The following is a 23,285-nucleotide window of genomic DNA, read 5'->3' as shown; positions in this document are numbered from 1 at the left end:
CCGGGGAGCCCGCCGGGGCCGGCCGGGGAGCGGCCGGCTGGCCGGTTTCCGATCGTCCCGCCCTACGGGGACCACTTTCCGGGTGTCTTTGTTAGCCTGGAGTCGGCACCGGCTCGATCCAAGCCCCCGGGCCCAACCTTCGTCGCTTCGAGCGACCACTTGCCGCGAGGCGAGCATGGCGGGTCGGTGCCGCTAAGTGAAGAAGACAGGCCCGCGTCACCTTCCGGTGGCGCGGGTCTGTTTTCGTTCGGGAGGTGCCCCGGAGGTGTTCCGCACGGGGCGGGTGGGGTTCACGGGCGGCTGGGGGTTCCGCCGAACCACCTACTTCTCGTATGGTGGAAACTACTTTCCGAACTGTGGCAGTCATTACCGGCTACTCGCCGGTAGGTGCGACGATCGGGAAGCGTGACCGCGGGCGAGTGCCCCGGCCACGCGGCAATGAAGCTAAGGAAAGCGAAGGACTCGGCCATGGCAACGGCGCCCAGCGTCTCGTACTCGATGACGGTCAGGCTGGAGGTGCCCGCGAGCGGCACAGCGGTCTCCCAGCTCACCACGGCCGTGGAGTCCTCCGGAGGTTCGGTCACCGGCCTCGACGTGACCGCTTCCGGCCACGAGAAGCTGCGGATCGATGTCACCATCGCGGCCTCCTCCACCTCGCACGCGGACGAGATCGTCGAAGGTCTGCGCGACATCGAGGGCGTCGTGCTCGGAAAGGTCTCCGACCGTACGTTCCTGATGCACCTCGGCGGCAAGATCGAGATGGCGTCCAAGCACCCCATCCGCAACCGTGACGACCTCTCGATGATCTACACCCCGGGTGTCGCCCGCGTGTGCATGGCTATCGCCGAGAACCCCGAGGACGCCCGCCGCCTCACCATCAAGCGCAACTCCGTCGCAGTCGTGACGGACGGCTCCGCGGTGCTCGGCCTGGGGAACATCGGCCCGATGGCCGCGCTCCCCGTGATGGAGGGCAAGGCGGCCCTGTTCAAGCGCTTCGCGGGCATCGACGCCTGGCCGATCTGCCTGGACACGCAGAACACCGACGAGATCGTCGCCATCGTCCGCGCCATCGCCCCCGGCTTCGCGGGCATCAACCTGGAGGACATCTCCGCCCCCCGGTGCTTCGAGATCGAGGCGCGGCTGCGCGAGGCCCTGGACATCCCCGTCTTCCACGACGACCAGCACGGCACCGCCATCGTCGTCCTCGCCGCCCTGACCAACGCCCTGCGCGTGGTCACCAAGGAGATCGGGGACGTACGGGTCGTCATGTCCGGCGCGGGAGCGGCCGGTACGGCCATCCTGAAGCTGCTCATCGCCGCAGGTGTCAAGCACGCCGTCGTCGCCGACATCCACGGCGTGGTGCACGCGGGCCGCGAGGACCTGGTCTCCGCCGACCCCGACTCGCCGCTGCGATGGATCGCGGACAACACCAACCCGGAGGGCGTCACCGGCACCCTCAAGGAGGCCGTCGTCGGCGCTGACGTCTTCATCGGCGTCTCCGCCCCCAACGTCCTGAACGGCGACGACGTCGCCGCCATGGCCGAGGGCGCCATCGTGTTCGCGCTCGCGAACCCGGACCCCGAGGTCGAGCCCGCGATCGCCCGCCTCACGGCCGCGGTCGTCGCCACCGGCCGTTCGGACTTCCCCAACCAGATCAACAACGTGCTGGTCTTCCCGGGCGTCTTCCGCGGTCTGCTGGACGCTCAGTCCCGCACCGTCAACACGGAGATGATGCTCGCCGCCGCCGGCGCCCTCGCGGACGTCGTCGCGGAGGAGGAGCTGAACGCGAACTACATCATCCCCTCGGTCTTCAACGACAAGGTCGCCGGAGCCGTCGCGGGGGCCGTCCGCGCCGCCGCGAAGGCCGCGGGCGCCGCCGCCGAGAGCACCTCGGAACTCGCCTGAGAGGCGCTCTCCGCGCCGGCCGGCCACGGCCGGCGCGGAGGGTGCCCTGCCTCACCCGCGCCGCCGTACGGCGCGTCGCGGGTCGCGGCGTCCCAAACGCCCCTTTAGGGTGGCGGGCAGCGGGCCCCGCTGGGCCCGGCCCCGCAGAGCCCGGCATCCGCTGCGGACCGCTTCCGGGAGTCGACGGAACGTCACCACGGGCAAGTCGTGGCGCTTTTCGTGTGACTCCGGAGAGTTCCGGATTGGCTTTCCCGCCGCTGGTGGGGGCAGGATGCGTATTCGGGCGAGAGGGTCTGACATCAGACCCGGGTCCGGGGACTGTCAGAGGGCCCTGGCAGCATCGGCTTCGATCTCACGCCTCACAGGCAAGAAGAACACGGGAGTACAAACATGAACCGCAGTGAGCTGGTGGCCGCCCTGGCCGACCGCGCCGAGGTGACTCGCAAGGACGCCGACGCCGTGCTGGCCGCGCTCGCCGAGACCGTCGGAGAGATCGTCGCCAAGGGCGACGAGAAGGTCACCATCCCCGGCTTCCTGACCTTCGAGCGCACCCACCGTGCCGCTCGCACCGCTCGGAACCCGCAGACCGGCGACCCGATCAACATCCCCGCCGGTTACAGCGTGAAGGTCTCCGCGGGCTCGAAGCTCAAGGAAGCCGCCAAGGGCAAGTAAGGCCCCGAGCAGCAGACGAGGAGCGGCCGTCCCCGTACGGGGGCGGCCGCTCCTCGCCGTTCGCCGTGTGCGGGGCCTCCAGGGCCCCCGCACACGACGGACGGCGGCCGCCCCCTCCCAGGGGGCCGCCGCCGTCCGTCGTGTGCCGCTGCGCGCCGTTGCTAGACGAGCGCCCCGCCCGGCAGCTCGACCTTCGCGCCGAGCTTCTCGAGCTTCTCCATGAAGTTCTCGTAGCCGCGGTTGATCAGGTCGATGCCGTGCACCCGGGAGGTGCCCTGCGCCGCCAGAGCGGCGATCAGGTACGAGAAGCCGCCGCGCAGGTCGGGGATGACCAGGTCGGCGCCCTGGAGCTTCGTGGGCCCCGACACGACCGCCGAGTGCAGGAAGTTGCGCTGGCCGAAGCGGCAGTCGGAGCCGCCCAGACATTCGCGGTAGAGCTGGATGTGCGCGCCCATCTGGTTGAGCGCCGAGGTGAAGCCGAGCCGCGACTCGTACACCGTCTCGTGGACGATGGACAGGCCACTGGCCTGCGTCAGCGCCACCACCAGGGGCTGCTGCCAGTCGGTCTGGAACCCGGGGTGCACGTCCGTCTCCAGGGCGATGGCGTTCAGCGCGCCGCCCGGGTGCCAGAAGCGGATGCCCTCGTCGTCGATCTCGAAGGCCCCGCCGACCCGGCGGAAGGTGTTCAGGAAGGTCATCATCGAGCGCTGCTGGGCGCCGCGCACGTAGATGTTGCCTTCGGTCGCCAGCGCGGCGGACGCCCAGGAGGCGGCCTCGAGGCGGTCCGGGATGGCCCGGTGCGTGTAACCGTCGAGCCGGTCCACACCCGTGATCCGGATGGTCCGGTCGGTGTCCATCGAGATGATCGCGCCCATCTTCTGCAGTACGCAGATGAGGTCCTCGATCTCCGGCTCCACGGCCGCGTTGGACAGCTCGGTGACGCCCTCGGCCAGCACGGCCGTCAGCAGCACCTGCTCGGTGGAGCCCACGGACGGGTACGGCAGCCGGATCTTCGTGCCGCGCAGCCGCTGCGGGGCCTCCAGGTACTGGCCGTCCGCGCGCTTCTCGATCGTCGCGCCGAACTGGCGCAGCACCTCGAAGTGGAAGTCGATGGGCCGGCCGCCGATGTCGCAGCCGCCGAGCCCCGGGATGAAGGCGTGGCCCAGGCGGTGCAGCAGAGGGCCGCAGAAGAGGATCGGGATGCGCGACGAGCCCGCGTGGGCGTCGATGTCGGCGACGTTCGCGCTCTCGACGTGGGACGGGTCGAGGATCAGTTCGCCCGGCTCGTCACCGGGGCGGACGGTCACGCCGTGCAGCTGCAGAAGTCCCCGCACCACCCGTACGTCACGGATGTCGGGCACGTTGCGGAGCCGGCTCGGCCCGCTTCCGAGCAGCGCGGCGACCATCGCCTTGGGCACCAGGTTCTTGGCGCCGCGGACGCGGATCTCGCCTTCCAGCGGGGTTCCGCCGTGGACAAGCAGGACATCGTCTGTGCCGGTCATGAATCTCGCGTTCCGGAGTGGTCGGGCGGGGGCCATCGAAAAGGGTAATGGCCTCCTACCCCCCTTCCGTAAGGGCAACGGGGGCGGGACGACGTCATGAATCCGCCACAACACGCTCCGCGCAGTGTTCCTGGCGGAGGGTGACGGTCCGGATCGGCCCCGGAACCGTGCGCTCTCCGTGCACCCGTGCGCCCCTGAGCTGCACTGGTGACCGCTCAGGGACCACTTCGGCACCGCTGCGGGATGAGCGGGTCCACCTGGTATCCGCGGAGGCCGATGATGCGGGATCATTTCTGCCATGACCGAGGTGTCCTCGCTCACAGGGCGGCTGCTCGTGGCCGCGCCCGCCCTGGCGGACCCGAACTTCGACCGCGCGGTGGTGCTGCTCCTCGACCACGACGAGGAGGGCTCGCTCGGCGTGATCCTGAACCGCCCGACCCCGGTCGGCGTCGGTGACATCCTCGCGCCCTGGGCCGGACTCGCCGGTGAGCCGGACGTGGTCTTCCAGGGCGGACCCGTCTCGCTGGACTCCGCGCTCGGCGTGGCCGTGATCCCCGGCGACCACGGGCCCCTCGGCTGGCGGCGCGTGCACGGGGCGATCGGCCTGGTCGACCTGGAGACGCCGCCCGAACTGCTGGCCGCGGCTCTCGGATCGCTGCGGATCTTCGCCGGGTACGCGGGCTGGGGGCCGGGTCAGCTGGAGGCCGAGCTCGGGGACGGCGCCTGGTACGTCGTCGAGTCCGAGCCGGGCGACGTCTCATCGCCCCGCCCGGAGCACCTCTGGCGGGCGGTCCTGCGGCGTCAGCGCAGCGAGCTGGCGATGATCGCGACGTACCCGGACGACCCCTCGCTGAACTGACGCGCGGCCGGTCGCCGTACGGGTGCGCGGCCCGCGCGGGACCGGCCGCGGGGCCCGGCGTACCTGGCGGCTCCGGCACGGCGCGGCCTTCAGTACCCTTGGCGGTTATGAGCACTCTTGAGCCCGAACCCGGGGCAGGTACGGGGACCCTCGTTGAGCCGGCACCACAGGTGTCGCACGGCGACGGCGACCACGAGCGCTACGCCCATTACGTCCAGAAGGACAAGATCATGGCGAGTGCCCTGGAGGGCACCCCCGTGGTGGCGCTGTGCGGCAAGGTCTGGGTTCCGGGGCGCGACCCCAAGAAGTACCCGGTCTGCCCCATGTGCAAGGAGATCTACGAGTCCATGGGCGCCGGCGGCGACAAGGACAAGGGCAAGGGCGGCAAGGACAAGAAGTAGTCCGCACCGTTCCGTACCGGTCCGTGTTCGCGTTCGCGTTCGCGTTCGCGTTCGTAAGAGCATGTACGCACGGCCTGTGACAGGACCCCCGGGGCGCGGTGACGCGCCCCGGGGGTCCTTCGCGTTGCACGGGCTGCTTCCGCTGGTCACAGAGTGGTTGAGACCACTTGTCGGCGTCCGGATGCGCACCTACTCTCCTGCCAGTTGTGCAGAACGAAACGCGCGTTGCGCATGATGCAACGACTGACCGGTAGGGGCCCCGATGAATCTTTCTGCCCGAATTGCCGCCCCCACTGCGGCGCTGCTGCTGGCGGGCCTCACCGCCACCGCCTGCGCACCGCAGACCTCCGACACCAGCGCCAAGGGCGACGAGAAGTCCGGCACGCTCCGCGTCTGGCTGTTCCAGGAGGTCGGCAACAAGCCCAAGGAGCAGGTCGTCGACGCGGCCGTCGCCGCCTTCGAGAAGAGCCACAAGGCCACGGAGGTCGAGGTCGAGTACATCCCCGTCGACACCCGCGCCCAGCGGATCAAGGCCGCCTTCAACGACCCGAAGAGCGCCCCGGACCTCATCGAGTACGGCAACACCGACACGGCCGGTTACGTGAAGGACGGCGGCCTCGCCGACGTGAGCGAGGAGTTCGCGGCCTGGGACGAGGCCAAGGACACCGACCCGGTCGCCCGGCAGTCCGTGACGGTAGGCGGCAAGGTCTACGGAGCCCCGCTCTTCGTCGGCGTACGGGCGCTCTACTACCGCACCGACGTCTTCGAGGACCTGGGCATCGAGGTCCCCAAGTCCCAGGCCGAGCTGATCTCCACCGCGAAGAAGGTCCACAAGGCCGAGCCCGACCTGTACGGCCTCGCGGTCGGGGGCGCCTACACCTACGGCGCGATGCCGTTCATCTGGGCCGGCGGCGGCGAACTGGCCAACGAGAGCGGCGGCACCTACAAGGCGGCCATCAACAGCGACAAGGCCCGCAAGGGCATCGAGACCTACACCTCGCTCTTCGGGGACGCCAACTGCCCGGCCGCCAAGTGCGCCTCCATGGGCGGCAACGCGACCGTCACCGCCTTCGCCTCGGGCAAGGCGGCCATGGCCATCGGCGGCGACTTCAGCCACACCGCGGTCGAGGCGGGCGCGGTCAAGGGCAAGTACGCGGTCGTGCCGCTGCCCGGAGTCGCACCCGGCTCGATCGCCCCGGCGTTCGCGGGCGGCAACAACATCGGCGTACTCAAGAGCAGTGCGCACCGCACCCTGGCGGTGGAGCTGATGAAGTCGCTGGCCGGCAAGCAGACGCAGGCCAGGCTCTTCGACGCGATGGGCTTCCTGCCGACGTACACCGACGTACGGGACAACGCCGCGAAGAAGGAGCCGTTCATCGCCCCGTTCGTCCAGACCCTCAACGCGGGCGCCAAGTTCGTCCCCGCCTCCCCCGGCTGGGGTCAGATAGACGCCTCGCTCGTCCTGCCGACGATGTTCCAGGAGATCGTCAGCGGACGTAAGGACGTGGCACAGGCGTCGGACGACGCCGCGAAGAAGATGGACGCGGCGTTCGCCGCCGCGGGCTGACGATGACCGCGAACAGCACGACGTACAAGGCTCCGGCCCCCGCCGGGACCGCCGGGGCGGGCGGCGCACGCCCGCGCCCGCCTCGGCGCCGCCGCCCCGTCTCACCCGCGCGGCGGCCCGGCTGGACCCCCTGGCTCTACCTCCTGCCCGCGCTGGTCCTCCTCGGCGGACTCCTCGTCTACCCGATCCACCAGCTGGGCCTGATCTCCTTCCTGGAGTACACCCAGGCCCAGGTCAGCGGCGGCGAGCCGACCACGTTCAAGGGGTTCGGCAACTACACGGCCCTCTTCGGCGACAGCCAGTTCTGGCAGGTGCTCCTCGCGACCGTGGTCTTCGCCGCGGCCTGCGTGCTCGCCACCCTGATGACCGGCTGCGCGCTCGCCGTCCTGCTGACGCGGGTCCGGGCGCTGCCCCGGCTCGCGCTCATGATGGCCGCCCTCGGCGCCTGGGCGACCCCCGCGGTCACCGGGTCCACCGTCTGGGTCTTCCTCTTCGACCCCGACTTCGGGCCGGTCAACCGGGTGCTGGGACTCGGCGACTTCTCCTGGACGTACGGGCGCTACAGCGCCTTCGCCCTGGTCCTGCTGGAAGTGCTCTGGTGCTCGTTCCCGTTCGTGATGGTGACCGTCTACGCGGGCATCCGGGCGATCCCCACCGAGGTGCTGGAGGCGGCCTCGCTGGACGGCGCCTCGCAGTGGCGGATCTGGCGGTCGGTCACGGCACCCATGCTCCGGCCGATCCTGGTCGTCGTCACCATCCAGTCGATCATCTGGGACTTCAAGGTGTTCACCCAGATCTACGTCATGACCAACGGCGGGGGCATCGCCGGCCAGAACCTGGTGCTCAACGTGTACGCGTACCAGAAGGCGTTCGCGTCCTCGCAGTACAGCCTCGGCTCGGCGATCGGCGTCGTCATGCTGGTGATCCTGCTGGCCGTGACCCTGGTCTATCTGCGCCTCGTCCGGCGCCAGGGAGAAGAACTGTGAGCACGCTCAGCACCCGCTTCCGGGTCCGCAGGCCCGGCCGGCTGGCCGCCGAGGCCGCGGCCCTGCTCATCGCCGCCGCCGTCGCCTTCCCGCTCTACTGGATGGTGCTCTCGGCCTTCAAGCCGGCGGGCGAGATCCAGTCCACCGAAGCCCGCCCCTGGACACTGTCCCCCTCCCTGGACTCCTTCCGCCGGGTCTTCGAACAGCAGGACTTCGGCCGCTACTTCCTCAACAGCCTGCTCGTCGCGGGCACGGTCGTCATCGCGTCCGCGCTGATCGCCTTCCTGGCGGCCACGGCGGTTACCCGGTTCCGCTTCAAGTTCCGCACGACGCTGCTGATCATGTTCCTGGTCGCGCAGATGGTGCCGGTCGAGGCGCTGACCATCCCGCTGTTCTTCCTGATGCGGGACTTCGGGCAGCTGAACACGCTGGGATCGCTGATCCTGCCGCACCTCGCCTTCTCGCTGCCGTTCGCCATCTGGATGCTCCGCGGCTTCGTCAGGGCCGTCCCCGAGGCGCTGGAGGAGGCCGCCTACATCGACGGGGCGAGCCGCACCCGCTTCCTGTGGCAGATCCTCTTCCCGCTGGTCTTCCCCGGCCTCGTGGCGACCAGCGTCTTCTCGTTCATCTCGACCTGGAACGACTTCCTGTTCGCCAAGTCCTTCCTCATCAGCGACACCTCCCAGTCGACGCTCCCGATGGCGCTGCTGGTCTTCTTCAAACCGGACGAGAACGACTGGGGAGGGATCATGGCAGCCTCGACGGTGATGACCGTTCCCGTGCTGGTCTTCTTCGTACTCGTACAGCGACGCCTGGTCTCGGGACTCGGCGGAGCGGTTAAGGACTGACGTGCACCACCTCGTTCCCGCACCTGTGCGAACCCACATCCCCGCGCCCCCGCACACCGACGACCAGGGCCCGAACGGCTTCCTCCTGGGCCCGTCCACGACCATCTCGGCGCAGCCCGGCACCGAGACCACCGAGCGGTGGCTGCGCGCCACCGTCGGAGCGGCCTACGGCCTGCCGCTCGCACCGGGGCCGGCGGACGCCGAACGCGCCGGGCACACCGTCCGGCTGCGCCTGGACCCCGCGCTGGAACCCGAGGGCTACCGGCTGCGCACCGGCCCCGGCCTGGGCGTCGAGATCACCGGAGGCAGCCCCGCGGGCGTCTTCTGGGGCGCGCAGACCCTCCGCCAGCTCCTGGGGCCCGAAGCCTTCCGCAGCGCCCCAGTCGGCCCCGGCGGCCCGTCCGCCCTTCCCGTCGCGGAGATCGAGGACAGCCCCCGCTTCCCCTGGCGCGGCCTCATGCTCGACGTCTCCCGGCACTTCCTGCCCAAGGACGACGTCCTGCGCTACCTGGACCTCCTCGCCGCCCACAAGCTGAACGTCTTCCACTTCCACCTCACCGACGACCAGGGATGGCGCGTCGAGATCAGGCGCCACCCCCGGCTCACCGAGGCCGGAGCCTGGCGCGCGCGTACCAAGTACGGCCACCGCGCATCGGATCTGTGGGACGAGACCCCGCACGGCGGCTACTACACCCAGGACGACATCCGCGAGATCGTGGCGTACGCGGCCGCGCGGCATATCCAGGTCGTCCCGGAGATCGACATCCCGGGCCACTCGCAGGCCGCCATCAGCGCCTACCCGAGCTGGGCAACACCGACGTCATCGACACGAGCACCCTGCCCGTCTGGGACAACTGGGGCGTCAGCCCGAACGTACTCGCCCCCACCGACACCGTCCTGCGGTTCTACGAGGGCGTCTTCGAGGAGATCCTCGACCTCTTCCCCGCGGACACCTCGCCGTTCATCCACGTCGGCGGCGACGAGTGCCCCAAGGACCAGTGGAAGGAGTCCGCGACGGCTCAGGCCCGGATCGCCGAACTCGGCCTGGCGGACGAGAAGGAGCTCCAGTCCTGGTTCATCCGCCACTTCGACAGCTGGCTCTCCGCACGCGGACGGCGCCTCATCGGCTGGGACGAGATCCTGGAGGGCGGCCTCGCGGAGGGCGCGGCCGTCTCCTCGTGGCGGGGGTACGCGGGAGGCGTCGCCGCCGCGGAGGCCGGCCACGACGTCGTGATGTGCCCGGAGCAGCAGGTGTATCTGGACCACCGTCAGCACGGCGGCACCGACGAGCCGATGCCCATCGGATACGTACGCACGCTGGAAGACGTCTACCGCTTTGAACCCGTACCCCCGGGCCTCTCCGACGCGGCGGTCCGTCACATCCTGGGCACCCAGGCCAACGTGTGGACCGAGGTGATGCAGAACCGCGCCCGCGTCGACTACCAGGTCTTCCCCCGGCTCGCCGCCTTCGCCGAGGTCGCCTGGTCCCGGCTCCCGGCCCCCGCCGAACGGGACTTCGCCGGTTTTGAACGCCGGATGGCCTCCCACTACGCCCGGCTCGACGCCCTCGGAGTCGGCTACCGGCCGCCGGGCGGCCCGCTGCCCGGTCAGCTGCGGCCCGGAGTTCTCGGCCGCCCGATCGAGGGAACGCCCCCAACGTGTAAGCACCTCCCGGTGTGGGGAGGAAGGGGGCAAGTCGTACGAGAAGCGCTGAAGAGTGGCAATCCGCACTCCGCGCCGAAGGCGCGCGAAACGGGACCATCCTCCCGGTCAGGGGCGGAAACCTCCTTCGCGGACCCTCGCGTCGAGCCGCTCGGAAGATGTGCCAGAGTTGCCATGTCCGGGCTGTGAGCACGTACCGTACGGCGGAACAGGCGGGACAGCCGGGAGACCGGAAAGGGGCAGCTGGGTTGACCACTCACGCACCGCAGGCGATGCAGTCGGTGACGCTTCCGGCCTCGCTCGACGAGGCCGTGGCGGCACTCGGTGCCATGCCCGCCGCCGTACCTGTGGCGGGTGGCACGGACCTGATGTCGGCCGTCAACAAGGGGCTGCTGCGCCCCTCGGGCCTGGTCGGCCTCGGGCGGATCAGCGAACTGCGCGGCTGGCACTACCAGGACGGCCACGCGCTGCTCGGCGCGGGACTGACCCACGCGCGCATGGGGCGGCCCGACTTCGCCGCGCTCATCCCCGCGCTCGCCGCGTCCGCGCGCGCCGCGGGCCCGCCGCAGATCCGCAACGCCGGGACGCTCGGCGGCAACATCGCCGGCGCGGCACCGACCGGCGACTCCCTGCCGGTACTGGCCGCCCTGGAGGCCGAGCTGGTCGTCGCGGGCCCCGGCGGCGCCCGCCGGGAGATCCCGGTCTCGCACCTGCTGGCCGGCCGCGAGATGCTTCTGCCCGCCGAGCTGATCGGTTTCGTGCGCGTGCCGCTGCTGCACGCCCCGCAGGTCTTCCTGAAGGCCACGGGCCGCACCGGCCCCGGCCGTGCGACCGCATCGGTGGCGATCGTCCTCGACCCGGCCAGGCGCGGAGTGCGCTGCGCGGTCGGCGCCGTCGCGCCGATGCCGCTGCGGCCCCTGGAGGCCGAGCGCTGGATCGCCTCCCTGATCGACTGGGACGGCGAACGCGGCCTGGCCCCCGACGCGCTGGCCGCCTTCGGCGAGTACGTCGCCGCGGCCTGCGTCCCCGACCCCGACCCGCCGGCCGACGGGGCGGACGCCCCGCCCCTGCCCCCGGCCATCCAGCATCTGCGCCGCACCGTCGCCGCGCTGGCCCGACGCGCGCTCGGGAGGGCACTGTCGTGAGCAACGAAGACCCCACCGGACAGCAGGACCAGCACGACCCGTACGCACAGCAGTACGGCGGCTGGCAGCCGACCCCGCAGAGCGGCGAGTACGACGCGGAGGCCACGGCGTTCGTCCACCTGCCCCCGGAGGACCTGGCCAACGACCCGCTGGCCGCCCCCGGCCACGGGTACGTACCGCCGATGATCCTGCCGCTGACACCGGCCGCCGGCGTGGACCCGGCGGCGACGGGCAGCTGGGTCGTGCAGCCGCCGTACCCGGAGGCACAGCACCCGCACGCCCCGCAGGAGCAGCACCCTTACGCCCCCGATGGGGCGTCGGCCGGTGAGCGGGCCGCACCCTCCTCGGTGCACTGGCCGGACCCGAACCACCAGCACCAGGAGCACGAGCAGGAGCGCCGGGAGTACCCGGTCACGCCCCCGTCGACGGCCCCCTGGGAGTTCACCGAGGTGACGGTCGCCGCCGCGCCCACCCCCGGGGCGGAGCCGGCCGGTCACACCGGGCAGTGGACGATCCCGGTGGCCGAGGGCGACCTCCCGGAGGAGTCCGGCGAGTTCGCCGCCTCGTCCCCGGCCTCGCGGTGGTACACGGACACGGCCCCGCCGGCCACCCTGCCCGGTGGCGCACCGGCGCCCTGGGCGACCCAGCGCCCCGAGGAGCCCGAAGAGCCCGAGGAGGCGGCCCGGGCCGCCTCCGACGAAGTACCCCAGGACACTGCGGAGGTACCCGAGGCGCCGGAGACCTCCGGGGGCACCGGAACCGTGGAGCCCGCCGACCCCACCGGCTCAGGCGACCCGGCCGGGCTCACCGGATTCCCGTCCACGCCCACCCCGGCCCCCGACACCGCCACGTCGCAGACGGACGACCCGGCCGAGCCCGCACCCGGCCAGGACGCCGCGGCGGTGGCCGACCCGGCCGCGGATGCCGGCAGTGCTGGTAGCGCGGGCAGCGCCGGGAGTGCCGAGAGTGCTCCGAGTGACCACCCCTCCGCCTCGTACGTCCTGCACGTGAACGGCACCGACCGCCCCGTCAGCGACTCCTGGATCGGCGAGTCACTCCTCTACGTGCTGCGCGAGCGCCTCGGCCTCGCCGGGGCCAAGGACGGCTGCTCGCAGGGCGAGTGCGGCGCCTGCAACGTCCAGGTCGACGGCCGTCTCGTCGCCTCCTGCCTGGTCCCCGCGGCCACGGCGGCGGGCAGCGAGGTCCGTACGGTCGAGGGCCTCGCGGCAGGTGGCGAGCCGTCCGACGTGCAGCGGGCCCTGGCCGCGTGCGGAGCCGTCCAGTGCGGCTTCTGCATCCCAGGCATGGCCATGACCATCCACGACCTCCTGGAGGGCAACCACGCGCCCTCCGAGCTGGAGACCCGCAAGGCCCTGTGCGGCAACCTCTGCCGCTGCTCCGGCTACCGCGGTGTGCTCGACGCCGTGGCCCAGGTGATCGCGGGGCGCGAGGCGAGCGCGGAGGCGGCCGGGTCCGAGCCGGCCGGCGAAGCACGCATCCCGCACCAGGCGCCCCGGGCGCCGGTAGTGTCCAGCCTCAGCCGCGCGAGGGAGGCGACCTGTGAGCGACGCACACAGGCAATCCGCCGTCCCGAGCGCGACCCCACCGGCCGACCACAGCTGCTGCCGCAGCGGGGCGAATGACAAGGAGGCGGCGTGAGCAGCGACGCAGCCACCGCGGCCAACGCGACCAGCGCCACCCGCACCACGTACCAGGACAGCACCCGTCCAGGCTCCGGCCCGGACCAGGAGCCGCCCGCGCTCGGCCTGGGTGCCTCACTCCCCCCGGCCGACGCCCGCGCGAAGACCGAGGGCACCTTCCCCTACGCGGCCGACCTCTGGGCCGAGGGCCTGCTCTGGGCCTCCGTACTCCGCTCCCCGCATCCGCACGCCCGCATCCTGTCCATCGACACCTCGGCGGCGGCCGGGATGCCGGGGGTACGCGCGGTCGTCACCCACGAGGACATCCCCGGGGACGGTTCGTACGGCCGCCAGGTCGTGGACCGCCCCGTGTTCGCCTCCGAGCTGGTGCGCCACCACGGAGAGCCCATCGCGGCCGTCGCCGCCGACCACCCGGACACGGCACGCCTGGCCGCCGCGGCCATCGCCGTCGAGTACGAGGTCCTGGAACCGGTCACCGACCCGGAGAAGGCGTTCGCAGCCGAACCCCTCCACCCGGACGGCAACCTCATCCGCCACATCCCGCTGCGCTACGGCGACCCGGAGGCCGAGGGCGAGGTCGTCGTCGACGGCCTGTACCGCATCGGCCGGCAGGACCCCGCCCCGATCGGCGCCGAGGCCGGTCTCGCGGTGCCCCGCCCCGACGGCGGCGTGGAGATCTACACGGCCTCCACCGACCCGCACACCGACCGCGACCTGGCCGCCGCGTGCTTCGGCCTGGAGCCGGACCGGGTGAAGGTCGTCGTCACCGGTGTCCCCGGCGCGACCGGGGACCGCGAGGACCCCGGCTTCCAGATCCCGCTGGGCCTGCTCGCCCTGCGCACCGGCTGCCCGGTCAAGCTGGCCGCCACCCGCGAGGAGTCCTTCCTCGGCCACGCCCACCGCCACCCGACCCTCCTGCGCTACCGCCACCACGCGGACGCCGAGGGCCGCCTGGTCAAGGTCGAGGCCCAGATCCTCCTCGACGCGGGCGCGTACGCGGACGCCTCATCCGAGTCGCTCGCCGCCGCGGTCGCCTTCGCCTGCGGCCCGTACGTCGTCCCGCACGCCTTCATCGAGGGCTGGGCCGTCCGCACGAACAACCCGCCCTCCGGCCATGTGCGCGGCGAGGGCGCCATGCAGGTCTGCGCGGCCTACGAGGGCCAGATGGACAAGCTGGCGGCCAAACTGGGCATCGACCCGGCCGAACTGCGCCTGCGCAACGTCCTGTCCACCGGCGACATCCTCCCCACCAGCCAGACCGTGACCTGCCCCGCGCCCGTCGCGGAACTGCTCAGGGCCGTACGGGACTTCCCGCTGCCCGCCCTGCCGAAGGACATCGCGCAGGAGGACTGGCTGCTGCCCGGCGGCCCGGAGGGCGCGGGCGAGCCCGGCGCCGTACGGCGTGGGGTCGGGTACGCGCTCGGCATGGTCCACATGCTCGGCGCCGAGGGCACCGACGAGGTCTCCACGGCCACGGTCCGGGTCCACGACGGCATCGCCACGGTCATCTGCGCAGCGGTCGAAACAGGCCAGGGCTTCTCGACCCTCGCCCGGCAGATCGTGCAGGAGACCCTGGGCATCGAAGAGGTCCACGTGGCCGCGGTCGACACCGACCAGCCCCCGGCGGGCCCGGCGACGCACGGCCGCCACACCTGGGTCTCCGGCGGGGCGGTGGAGCGGGCCGCGAAGATGGTGCGCACCCAGCTCCTCCAGCCGCTGGCCCACAAGTTCGGCATGTCGACGGAGCTGCTCCAGATCGCGGACGGCAAGATCACCTCGTACGACGGTGTGCTGTCCACGACGGTCATGGAGGCCATGGAGGGCAAGGAACTCTGGGCCACCGCCCAGTGCCGCCCCCACCCGACCGAACCCCTGGACGAATCCGGCCAGGGAGACGCGTTCGTCGGCCTCGCCTTCTGCGCGATCCGCGCGGTGGTGGACGTCGACATCGAGCTCGGTTCGATCCGGGTCGTCGAGATGGCGGTCGCCCAGGACGTGGGCCGAGTGCTGAACCCGGCCCAGTTGGCGGTCCGCATAGAGGCGGGGGTCACCCAGGGCATCGGCGCGGCCTTGACGGAGAACCTCCGCACCGCCCGTGGCCTGATCCGGCACCCGGACCTCACGGGGTACGCGCTGCCGACAGCTCTCGACGCACCGGACATTCGCATCGTGAAACTGGTCGAGGAACGCGACGTCGTCGCCCCGTTCGGCGCGAAGGCCGCCTCGGCGGTACCGGTGGTCACCGCCCCGGCAGCTGTCGCCTCAGCAGTCCGCTCGGCAACGGGCCGCCCGGTCAACCGCCTCCCGATCCGGCCGCAGGCCGCGGTGACAACCCCCAAGGGATGAGCGGTGCCCTGACGGCTTGATTTACGTTGCACGTGCAACCCAGGGGTGCGGGCTGTCAGCGATGCTGACTACAGTGATCTCCGAAGCTGTAAGCAGTCGTAACCGGGGGAGGGGCACTGTGGCGAGCGACGTGGGGTCAGGGACGGGACCGGCTCCTGGGTGGCCGTTCGGCGGCGTCATCAGCGCGGTGCAGGACACGATGGGCGACCTGTACACGGAGCTCACGTCGTTCACCAAGTTCCGCGACCGCGTCGATGAGCTCCTTGAGGACCTCAAGGCGTCACCGGCCGACGCGAGGAAGCTGGGCGAAGACCGGGTGGCGCCCAGCGAGTTCGGTGATCCGGCATGGGCCGAGGCGAACGGACTGTACGGCTCGTACAAGACGGTCATCACCGAGCTGGAAAACCTGTCGAAGATGCTCTCGCACTCGATAGAGGGCATGGGCATCGCGGTTCTCGCGGCCCACAAGGGCTACGAGAACCTCGACGAGGACGTCCGCCACCGCATGCTCGCGATCAGCGACAGCACGAAGAAGCACTACGGCGGCGAGTACGTCCCTGAGCCGCCGGCCGGACAGGGCACACCGCCGCCCACCGCGAAGCCGACGCCCGAAGCGAGCACGGGTAACTACTGATGGCGGCGGTCACTGGAGCGGGAGCGGTAGGGGTGCGGACAGAGGCAGGGACGGGGGAACGGGATGTCTAGAAAGAGGACATCGTTCGAGGGCATGTCACATGAGCAGATGCTCAAGTGGCTCGACCAGGCCAACAGCGGGGCCGTGCAGGGTGCGGCGGACCGCTTGTCGAGTGCGGCTGCGGAGATCAAGAAGATCGCGGAGGAGTTGAAGATCCGTCCGCAGATCGTGGAATGGAAGGGCCAGGGCGCGAACGCGTTCCGTACCTGGACCGCCGACCTGGCCAACGCGACGTTGCGCCTGGCTGAGTACGGCGAGGGCGCGTCGAAGCGGCTGGCCGAGGCATCCGACGCGATCGCCCTGGCCCAGGTGACGATTCCCCGCACGCACGCAGGCGCACAGGCGAACCTGGACGCGGCACTCGCGGCTCGGAACGACCCGGATGCCTCGGCGGTGGCACGGACGTCGGCGGAGACGTTGCTCGCCGAGAGGGAGGCGAACCGCCTGGAGGCCGCCCGGGAGATGAAGAAGCTCGCGGAGGCGTATGAGCTGTCGAACGACCGGATCACGGGCATGGAGGTGCCGAAGTTCCCCCCGCCGCCGGAGGCGTTCGTGCCGGACCGGGACACGAACCGCAGTGGCGAGCAAGGTTATGACCGCGCAGCGACGGGCGGAGTCACGGGTGGGGTAGCCGGCGGAGCCACTGGTGGGTCCGGGGGCGGCTCGGCGGTGTATGCGCAGGCTTCTGATTCGTCGGTCAGGGAGGCGGTAACGCCGGGAGCGGCGTACGTGCCTTCACCTGCGGGCACTGCGGTGTCTCGTCCCGTGGGCATGGAAATCGACAGTGTCGCCACGCTGCCGGACGCTCCGGCCGTCCCTTCGGCCACTCCGCCGAGCATGCCGGGCGCAGGAAGGGGCGATGGCGGCCTGCCGCCGGTGATCGGCGGCGTCCCGCCAGTTGTCGCGGGTGGCCCGCGGGTGCCGCCCACGGCGAGCGGCGGAGGAAGGCAGGCAGGCACTTCGCGCCTGCCCATGCCTCCCGTGACGAGTGCGACCTCCGGCCCTGGCGCCATCGGCCGACCGCCGGGCCAGAACGGAATCGTGGGTGGCCGCCCGGTGCCACCAACTGCGGGCAAGCCGGTGGTGGGCCTTCCCCGTGGCACCGTGATCGGTGGCGAAGCGTCTCACGGCGGCCGTGCACCCATGGGGCACGGCCCGGGTATGAGCGGCCCCATCGGTGGCCAGAACGGCATGACGGGTGGTCGCCGCCTGGCGGGCGAAACCGGCGGAATCGTGGGTGGCCGTCCGCAGCAACAGGGGACCACCAGCGGCCGCCCGTTCACGCCCGGAGGCAGCGGCCTGGTCAGGGGCGGGGGACCGGCTCAAGGCGCACGAGGGGCCGGGCCGGTGGGCCGTGGTGGAGCCCTCACTCCCCAGCGCCCGGGCGACTCGCGCCGTGAGCCGAGGGGCGAGAGGCCGGACTACCTTGTCGAGGACGAGGAGACCTGGCAGCAGAACGGCCGGCGTATCGTGCCGCCGGTCGTCGACTGAGTAACTGGCGAAGGAATCGGATGCGGATCAGCAGAAGCACCAACGGGGGAGTCGCGCGCCCGGGAACCGTGGCCTCGGCCGTTGTCGGGTTGCTGCTAATCGGAGCCGTACCCGCTCGTGCGGACTCCGTACGTTCCGACCAGTGGCATCTCGACGCGATGCAGGCCGAGCAGATGTGGGAGACGAGCACGGGCGAGGGCGTGACCGTGGCAGTCATCGACTCCGGTGTCGATGCCTCGAATCCTGATCTGCTCGGCCAAGTGCTCAAGGGTAAGGACCTGGCGGAGGATTCACCCGGCGATGAACACGTCGACTATGACGGTCACGGCACGGGAATGGCTGGACTGGTCGCTGGTACCGGTAGGTCGGGTGGAGGCGATGGCGCCTTCGGCCTGGCTCCTGGGGCCAAGATCCTCCCTGTTCGTATGACGGATGACACGGGCAAGGTCAACGGGGCCACAGGTGACAAGAACTTCAGCGATGACGTGTCTGTCGGAATTCGGTTCGCGGCGGACAACGGTGCCAAAGTGATCAGCGTTTCCCAGGGGAACGAGGAGGGCAGCCAGGACATCAGCGATGCGGTGAAGTACGCCCTCCAGAAGGGATCGTTGGTCTTCGCTGCTGTCGGAAACACGGGTGACAAGGGCAATGCGCTCGAATATCCGGCGGCCACCCCTGGCGTTGTCGGCGTAGGTTCCACCGGCAAGAACCGCCAGAGAGCTCCCGCGTCACAGTACGGAAGCCAGGTGGACCTTGCGGCGCCTGGAGTGGACATGGTCCACGCGTGTGGCAACCAGAAGTCAGGGCTGTGTAAGTCCACCGGCACCAGCGACGCCACCGCCATCGCCTCCGCCTCCGCCGCGCTGATCTGGTCCCAGCACCCCGAATGGACCAACAACCAGGTGCTGCGCGTCCTGCTGAACACGGCAGGGGGACCCATCAACGGTGCCGAGCGCACCGACTACATCGGCCACGGCATCGTCCGCCCCCGCATCGCCCTGAAGACCCCGGGCGATCCCGGCCCCGCCGACGTCTACCCGCTGCCCGACCTCGCCGCAGCCGAGCCCGCCAGGCCGGCCGCCGAGCCGTCACGGGCCAAGGGCGGCTCCGAAGCGGACACGACCCCGGCCGCCGCAGCCCCGGCCGCCGACGACAGCGGCGACACCGGCCTCTGGGCCGGCCTCGGCGTCGGCGCGGCCGCGCTCGTCGGTGGCGCTGTGGCCTTCACGGTCATCCGGTCGCGCCGCCGCAGTGCGGCCCCCGCCGCCGTACCGCCGTACCAGCAGCAACCGTCCTACCCGGACCCGGCCTACGGCCCGCCCCCGGGGGCTCCGGACGGTCACTCCCCGTACGGCGGCCCGCGCCCTTGAGACCGTCACCAGGTCTCGGAACGCCTTTGCCCGAGAACATGCTCAGGGTGCCGTGCCGCGCGAGCCCCTCGGGTGCGAGAACCGACCAGATCCCGGTGGCCTGCCGTACGTCCCGGTGGTTCCCCGGGGGACACCAGCCCGCGCCCGTTGACGGCCGGGTCCAGCCGGCAGCCCGCCTCGCGGGTGCTCCCGGCCGCGTTCCATGGGGGCGAGGAACTTCTCGGCCCTCGCGCGGGGTTCCCCGGAGACCCGCATGCGGCCGGTGGTGCTCCGGGTGTCCCCGGCCCGGACTGGAGTCGCCGAAACCGGGCCGTTAGCGTGTGCGTCACCGAGTGCGGAGCTGACAGCTCCGGTGGAATCCCACACCTGCGTACGGGGGAACGGAACGGATGACGTTCGAGACGGAATGGGCGGCACTTCGCGCGGAATCGACACAACGAGTCGACATGCGCCTGAACGGTGTCCCCGCGGAACCGGGTGGCCCGTCCTCCGCCGACCTTGCGGTCAACCAGGACAACCTCGGCAAGATCGGCCACGACGCGTACGAACTGCGGACCCGGGTCTCGAAGGACGGCGATCACGCCAGGCCCTCGACCTTCGAAGCGGCCATCGCGCTCACCAACGGGAACTTCGAGAGCGGTTCGGGCCTCCTGAAGGTCCACGACCGCTGGAGCACGCACCTGAAGACACTCCTCGACGCGTGCTCGCAGATCTCGAACCACCTCAACTACACGGCATCGGCCCATGCGAAGGACGACGTCCAGATCGGTGGCGACCTGATCTCGGTGTCCAAGCTCAACGAGTATCTGAAGTAATCCGCGGGGGAGCAGTTCATGCTGAAGTACGAGGACATCGTCGACGCGCCGGTCGCCAAGCTGAAGACGGCCGCGGACGACTGGGCGGAGATGGTCACCAAGCTGGACCGGCTGGCCCAGGACGCCGCCAACGGGATGAAGGCCAAGGCGGACAAGGCCGAGTGGGAGGGCGCCAACGCCGGCGTCACCAGGGAGTTCATCCGCAAGACCGCCGCGGAGTTCAAGGACGCGGCGGCCGAGGCCAAGGGCGTCGGACTCGTCATGGCGGACGCCCACACCGCCATCAAGAAGGCCAAGGACGACCTGGTGACCATCCGGGACGTCGAGGGCCCGGCCGCCGGCATCCACGTCGACGCCAAGGGCAGGGTCACCGCCCGCCATCCGCTGGAGAAGGACAACGCGGCGCGGCACGACCCGGACTACAGCGAACTCCTGAGCAAACAGCGGGCCTCCCTGGAGGCATGGCAGAAGAAGATCGACCTCATCGTCGACAACTGCAACGACACGGACGTCGCCTTCAAGAACGCCCTGGAGACCAACGTCACCGAGGGCAAGGACTTCAACGCTCCGACGTACCGGAACCTGGACCAGGAGGAAGCGGCCAGGGCCGCACAGCTCGCCACCAAGGGCCGTGAACTCACGCACACCGAACTTCAGGCACTCAACGAACTGCTGCACGACAACTCCAGGTCCCAGGAGTTCTCGAAGAACTTCTACGAGAAGCTCGGACCGGAGAAGTCGCTCGCGTTCTTCGGTCAGCTCGCGACGGACACGCACGACTACGGCAAGGTCGACAAGGAACGTCTCAGGGACGTCCAGGAACTCCAGCGCAACCTCGGTCTGAACCTGGCCACCGCCTCGCACGACAAGGCGTTCACGGCGGAGTGGGGGCCGGAGCTGCGCAAGCTCGGGACCGAGCAGATCCCGCTCTCCAAGTACGACAACTCCGGTGGCGCGTACGGGTACCAGCTGCTCGGCGGCATCATGCGCAACGGTAACTACGACGCGAAGTTCCTCAACCCGATCGCGGAACACGTGGCGCAGCTGCACCAGAAGGACCCGTACCTGTTCGCCAACAACAAGCAGATCAACGGCTTCCTGGAACATCCGTTCAACCCGTCGGGCAAGAACGGCGCCGGCTACGACCCGACGACGGCCATGCTGGAAGCGCTGGGGCACAGTCCCGACGCTGCGAAGCATTTCTTCTCCGACCCTCCGACCGCGTACAACGAGGACGGGACGGTCAACAAGGGGGTCGCTGCCGATCTGGGGAAGGACCAGGACGGCAAGGTCATCGGGAACTACCTCGACTTCTTCGGAAACGAGAAATGGGAGGCGTTCCCTGATACCGGTTCGGGGAACCCGGATGACTGGAAGCCGGCACTCGACTACATGCCCGACGCTCTGGGGCATGCTCTGGAGTCCGCGACGACCGGTCATGCCTGGGACGACGCCTCGCCCGAGCTGACGAGGGACGAAACGACAGCGGCCATCATGAAGGACGTCATCGACACCTACGGCGGGGACTCCGGCCTGCGGGACCGCCATGAGGCCATGAAGGACAGTCTGGGCCGCATGGGCGCCGCCTACATCGACGACCTGAACTACTCGACGTACAACTTCGGCGGAGTCGGTGACGAGCTGGGCCGGGACGGTCTCTTCGCGAAGAGCAGTGACGGTTCGGAAAGGACCGACTTCGGAGAAGCGGAGACCCGCCGGTTCATGGCTGCGGTCGCTTCGGACGACGAGGGCTACAAGACCCTCAGTGCCGCTCAGCAGATCTACGAGGTCAGCGGTCTGCAGTCATTCGAGGAGGGGCGCCGGGACGAGGCCCTGGTGTTCGGCGGAAACGGAACGAAGGTCCATGGAATTCTGGACGAGTCGCGCAACATCGGGATCGCCCAGGAGTTCAAGGAGGACGAGGACCGCAGGAACCTGGAGATGGAGAAGAAGGCCGAGTGGCGGAAGTACGGTGTCAGTAGCGCTGTTGCCGGGGTGGTCGGTGTCGGTTCTGCCGTCGTGCTCGGCCCCGCTGCCGGCCTCGTCGCGGTGACCGCGGTGCCACTCATCATGGAGACGGTGGGCGGCGCGGTCGATACGCAGTACGCCACCGACACACTGCAGCACTTGAAGGACGCCGAGTACAGCAACGACGACGAGGCGCTCGACAGCATCGACCAGAACGACAGGCAGGGCCAGGCGAGCGCGGTGGCGCCGATCCTTCACTACGCGGATTCCGTAGGGATGACCCTTGAGGAGAAGCGCGAACTCCTCGCCGACACCGAGACCCACTACAACAACGGCGTTCTTGCTGCCCGACAGCCGATGAAGGTCAACTGATGACGATGCGCGTGCCCTTGTCCACGACGCTGTGTGCCGTGGTTCTCGGCGCTGCGGTGCTCTCGGGTTGCTCAGGCGGCGCGGAAGATGACCGGACCGCCCCGGCCGACCTCCCTCACTGCGAGCTGCTCCTCGGCAAGCGCAACGTGAGCACGGCGCTCGACGCGATGGGTCCCGGAAAGCAGGTGGTCTCCGCCCTCCCGGTCAAGGAACTGACCGGGCAGCTGGTAAGCGAGGCGAAGGCATGGAAGCGGGCGGACCTTCAGCACGACTCCTACAGCGCGTGCCGGATCGACGTTCTCGGTGAGGAGGAAGGCGCTCAGGTGCTGGAGGCCACGGTCAAGTGGTCTGCCCTGCTCCTGGACTCGATGAGTGAGCCGAAGCACGCCAAGACGTGGCGTGAGGTGAACGACCAGGTCTTCGTCGAGCTCGACGCGGGCCGGCCAGCCGCGAGACTGCTCCTCGCGTGCGGCGTGCCGGGAGCGGCGGAGGGCCAGGCGCTGGGTCTGCCCATGGAAGTGGCCGTGAGCGACTCCGGCCTCGACGAGGCCCTGCGCGGAAAGCTCCTTTCGGAGTTCGCGAGGGCTCTCACGAAGAGCGTGGGATGCACCAACGCGCCGCAGGTACCGCCCACTCTGCCGGAGTGACGCGGTGAGCGGCGACGTGACAGGCTGCCCGGGTCGGCGCGGACTGCCGCCCCCACCATGACGGGCAGACGGGACTCGACCCGCAGCCCTCGCTGGACCCGGCCCAGCAGCCCCGGCCGTAGCGGCGCCCGACCGGGGATCGGTCACGTGTGAAGGGGCCGCCCCCACCGTGGGGCGGCCCTTCACACGTGACCGTTCTGGAGACCGTGACCGGATTCGAACCGGTGTAACTCGAGTTGCAGTCGAGCCCCTGAGCCTCTCGGGCACACGGTCGAGGGGGGTGTTCCCTGCTTGCCCGGATGACGCTACGGCGGCCGTGCGGGGCGTACAAGGGGGTCGGCGGGCGTGCCATACGACTGCCATACGCCGTTCAC

General features: G+C 70.4%; 16 protein-coding genes, 1 tRNA gene and 2 pseudogenes. 17 read left to right on the top strand and 2 right to left on the bottom strand.

The annotated features are described in order from the left end of the window. Nucleotides 1-468 precede the first annotated feature (468 nt). Both Sfulv_RS10670 and Sfulv_RS10665 read left to right on the top strand, forming a co-directional pair. Nucleotides 469-1,905 (top strand): NAD-dependent malic enzyme, encoded by a 1,437-nt coding sequence (locus Sfulv_RS10670; RefSeq protein ID WP_173313470.1) that lies wholly within the window; start codon nucleotides 469-471, stop codon nucleotides 1,903-1,905. A 390-nt stretch (nucleotides 1,906-2,295) separates the two neighbouring features. Next, nucleotides 2,296-2,577: an HU family DNA-binding protein gene (locus tag Sfulv_RS10665; protein WP_003968811.1), complete on the top strand. Its 282-nt coding sequence runs from the start codon at nucleotides 2,296-2,298 to the stop codon at nucleotides 2,575-2,577. 161 nt (nucleotides 2,578-2,738) lie between these two features. Here Sfulv_RS10665 and murA read toward each other — a convergent pair whose 3' ends face one another. After that, nucleotides 2,739-4,079: a UDP-N-acetylglucosamine 1-carboxyvinyltransferase gene (gene murA, locus Sfulv_RS10660; RefSeq protein ID WP_173313469.1), complete on the bottom strand. Its 1,341-nt coding sequence runs from the start codon at nucleotides 4,077-4,079 to the stop codon at nucleotides 2,739-2,741. Between the two features lie 298 nt (nucleotides 4,080-4,377). On the opposite strand from murA, the gene Sfulv_RS10655 reads away from it, so the two are divergent. The 15 genes and pseudogenes from Sfulv_RS10655 (at nucleotide 4,378) to Sfulv_RS10585 (ending at nucleotide 22,911) form a co-directional block, all read left to right on the top strand. After that, nucleotides 4,378-4,938: a YqgE/AlgH family protein gene (locus Sfulv_RS10655; RefSeq protein WP_173313468.1), complete on the top strand. Its 561-nt coding sequence runs from the start codon at nucleotides 4,378-4,380 to the stop codon at nucleotides 4,936-4,938. 107 nt (nucleotides 4,939-5,045) lie between these two features. Next, complete coding sequence (locus tag Sfulv_RS10650) at nucleotides 5,046-5,339, top strand: DUF3039 domain-containing protein (protein WP_173313467.1); 294 nt, start codon at nucleotides 5,046-5,048, stop codon at nucleotides 5,337-5,339. 262 nt (nucleotides 5,340-5,601) lie between these two features. Then, on the top strand, nucleotides 5,602-6,906 hold the full coding sequence (locus Sfulv_RS10645) for an extracellular solute-binding protein (protein ID WP_173313466.1): 1,305 nt from the start codon (nucleotides 5,602-5,604) through the stop codon (nucleotides 6,904-6,906). Nucleotides 6,907-6,908: 2 nt separating this feature from the next. Continuing rightward, complete coding sequence (locus Sfulv_RS10640) at nucleotides 6,909-7,892, top strand: carbohydrate ABC transporter permease (protein ID WP_173313465.1); 984 nt, start codon at nucleotides 6,909-6,911, stop codon at nucleotides 7,890-7,892. After that, complete coding sequence (locus tag Sfulv_RS10635; RefSeq protein ID WP_173313464.1) at nucleotides 7,889-8,740, top strand: carbohydrate ABC transporter permease; 852 nt, start codon at nucleotides 7,889-7,891, stop codon at nucleotides 8,738-8,740. The genes Sfulv_RS10640 and Sfulv_RS10635 overlap by 4 nt, the downstream gene beginning before the upstream one ends. Before the next feature lies 1 nt (nucleotide 8,741). Then, nucleotides 8,742-10,591, top strand: a pseudogene (locus tag Sfulv_RS10630) (beta-N-acetylhexosaminidase). A gap of 59 nt (nucleotides 10,592-10,650) precedes the next feature. Next, a complete protein-coding gene (locus tag Sfulv_RS10625; RefSeq protein WP_173313463.1) occupies nucleotides 10,651-11,547 on the top strand; it encodes an FAD binding domain-containing protein in 897 nt (298 codons plus the stop codon). Then, nucleotides 11,544-13,111: pseudogene (locus Sfulv_RS10620) on the top strand ((2Fe-2S)-binding protein). Before Sfulv_RS10625 ends, Sfulv_RS10620 begins: the two are co-directional and overlap by 4 nt. Nucleotides 13,112-13,202: 91 nt before the next feature. Continuing rightward, nucleotides 13,203-15,554: a xanthine dehydrogenase family protein molybdopterin-binding subunit gene (locus tag Sfulv_RS10615; RefSeq protein WP_173313462.1), complete on the top strand. Its 2,352-nt coding sequence runs from the start codon at nucleotides 13,203-13,205 to the stop codon at nucleotides 15,552-15,554. A 118-nt stretch (nucleotides 15,555-15,672) separates the two neighbouring features. Further along, nucleotides 15,673-16,188: a DUF2563 family protein gene (locus tag Sfulv_RS10610; RefSeq protein ID WP_256668867.1), complete on the top strand. Its 516-nt coding sequence runs from the start codon at nucleotides 15,673-15,675 to the stop codon at nucleotides 16,186-16,188. Nucleotides 16,189-16,281: 93 nt separating this feature from the next. Then, complete coding sequence (locus Sfulv_RS10605; RefSeq protein WP_173313461.1) at nucleotides 16,282-17,739, top strand: mediator complex subunit 15 domain-containing protein; 1,458 nt, start codon at nucleotides 16,282-16,284, stop codon at nucleotides 17,737-17,739. A 20-nt stretch (nucleotides 17,740-17,759) separates the two neighbouring features. After that, a complete protein-coding gene (mycP, locus tag Sfulv_RS10600; RefSeq protein ID WP_173313460.1) occupies nucleotides 17,760-19,109 on the top strand; it encodes a type VII secretion-associated serine protease mycosin in 1,350 nt (449 codons plus the stop codon). Nucleotides 19,110-19,498: 389 nt separating this feature from the next. After that, nucleotides 19,499-19,924 (top strand): hypothetical protein, encoded by a 426-nt coding sequence (locus Sfulv_RS10595; protein ID WP_173313459.1) that lies wholly within the window; start codon nucleotides 19,499-19,501, stop codon nucleotides 19,922-19,924. A gap of 18 nt (nucleotides 19,925-19,942) precedes the next feature. Continuing rightward, on the top strand, nucleotides 19,943-22,264 hold the full coding sequence (locus tag Sfulv_RS10590; protein WP_173313458.1) for a hypothetical protein: 2,322 nt from the start codon (nucleotides 19,943-19,945) through the stop codon (nucleotides 22,262-22,264). Continuing rightward, entirely contained in the window at nucleotides 22,264-22,911 is a 648-nt protein-coding gene (locus Sfulv_RS10585) for a hypothetical protein (RefSeq protein WP_173313457.1), read from the top strand. The genes Sfulv_RS10590 and Sfulv_RS10585 overlap by 1 nt, the downstream gene beginning before the upstream one ends. Before the next feature lie 198 nt (nucleotides 22,912-23,109). On the opposite strand, the gene Sfulv_RS10580 is transcribed toward Sfulv_RS10585, so the two are convergent. After that, nucleotides 23,110-23,184 (bottom strand) — tRNA-Cys (locus Sfulv_RS10580). Nucleotides 23,185-23,285: the final 101 nt, after the last annotated feature.

The organism is Streptomyces fulvorobeus (assembly GCF_013167895.1).
GTDB lineage: Bacteria > Actinomycetota > Actinomycetes > Streptomycetales > Streptomycetaceae > Streptomyces > Streptomyces fulvorobeus.
Note: the sequence above shows the minus strand (reverse complement) of the source record. Positions and strands in the feature narration are given on the sequence as shown.

Excerpts from the sequence above, each read along its gene's own strand:
- Sfulv_RS10670 (WP_173313470.1), top strand. The coding sequence starts at position 469 with ATGGCAACGGCGCCCAGCGTCTCGTACTCGATGACGGTCAGGCTGGAG.
- Sfulv_RS10665 (WP_003968811.1), top strand. The coding sequence starts at position 2,296 with ATGAACCGCAGTGAGCTGGTGGCCGCCCTGGCCGACCGCGCCGAGGTG.
- murA (WP_173313469.1), bottom strand. The coding sequence starts at position 4,079 with ATGACCGGCACAGACGATGTCCTGCTTGTCCACGGCGGAACCCCGCTG.
- Sfulv_RS10655 (WP_173313468.1), top strand. The coding sequence starts at position 4,378 with ATGACCGAGGTGTCCTCGCTCACAGGGCGGCTGCTCGTGGCCGCGCCC.
- Sfulv_RS10650 (WP_173313467.1), top strand. The coding sequence starts at position 5,046 with ATGAGCACTCTTGAGCCCGAACCCGGGGCAGGTACGGGGACCCTCGTT.
- Sfulv_RS10645 (WP_173313466.1), top strand. The coding sequence starts at position 5,602 with ATGAATCTTTCTGCCCGAATTGCCGCCCCCACTGCGGCGCTGCTGCTG.
- Sfulv_RS10640 (WP_173313465.1), top strand. The coding sequence starts at position 6,909 with ATGACCGCGAACAGCACGACGTACAAGGCTCCGGCCCCCGCCGGGACC.
- Sfulv_RS10605 (WP_173313461.1), top strand. The coding sequence starts at position 16,282 with ATGTCACATGAGCAGATGCTCAAGTGGCTCGACCAGGCCAACAGCGGG.
- mycP (WP_173313460.1), top strand. The coding sequence starts at position 17,760 with ATGCGGATCAGCAGAAGCACCAACGGGGGAGTCGCGCGCCCGGGAACC.
- Sfulv_RS10595 (WP_173313459.1), top strand. The coding sequence starts at position 19,499 with ATGACGTTCGAGACGGAATGGGCGGCACTTCGCGCGGAATCGACACAA.
- Sfulv_RS10590 (WP_173313458.1), top strand. The coding sequence starts at position 19,943 with ATGCTGAAGTACGAGGACATCGTCGACGCGCCGGTCGCCAAGCTGAAG.
- Sfulv_RS10585 (WP_173313457.1), top strand. The coding sequence starts at position 22,264 with ATGACGATGCGCGTGCCCTTGTCCACGACGCTGTGTGCCGTGGTTCTC.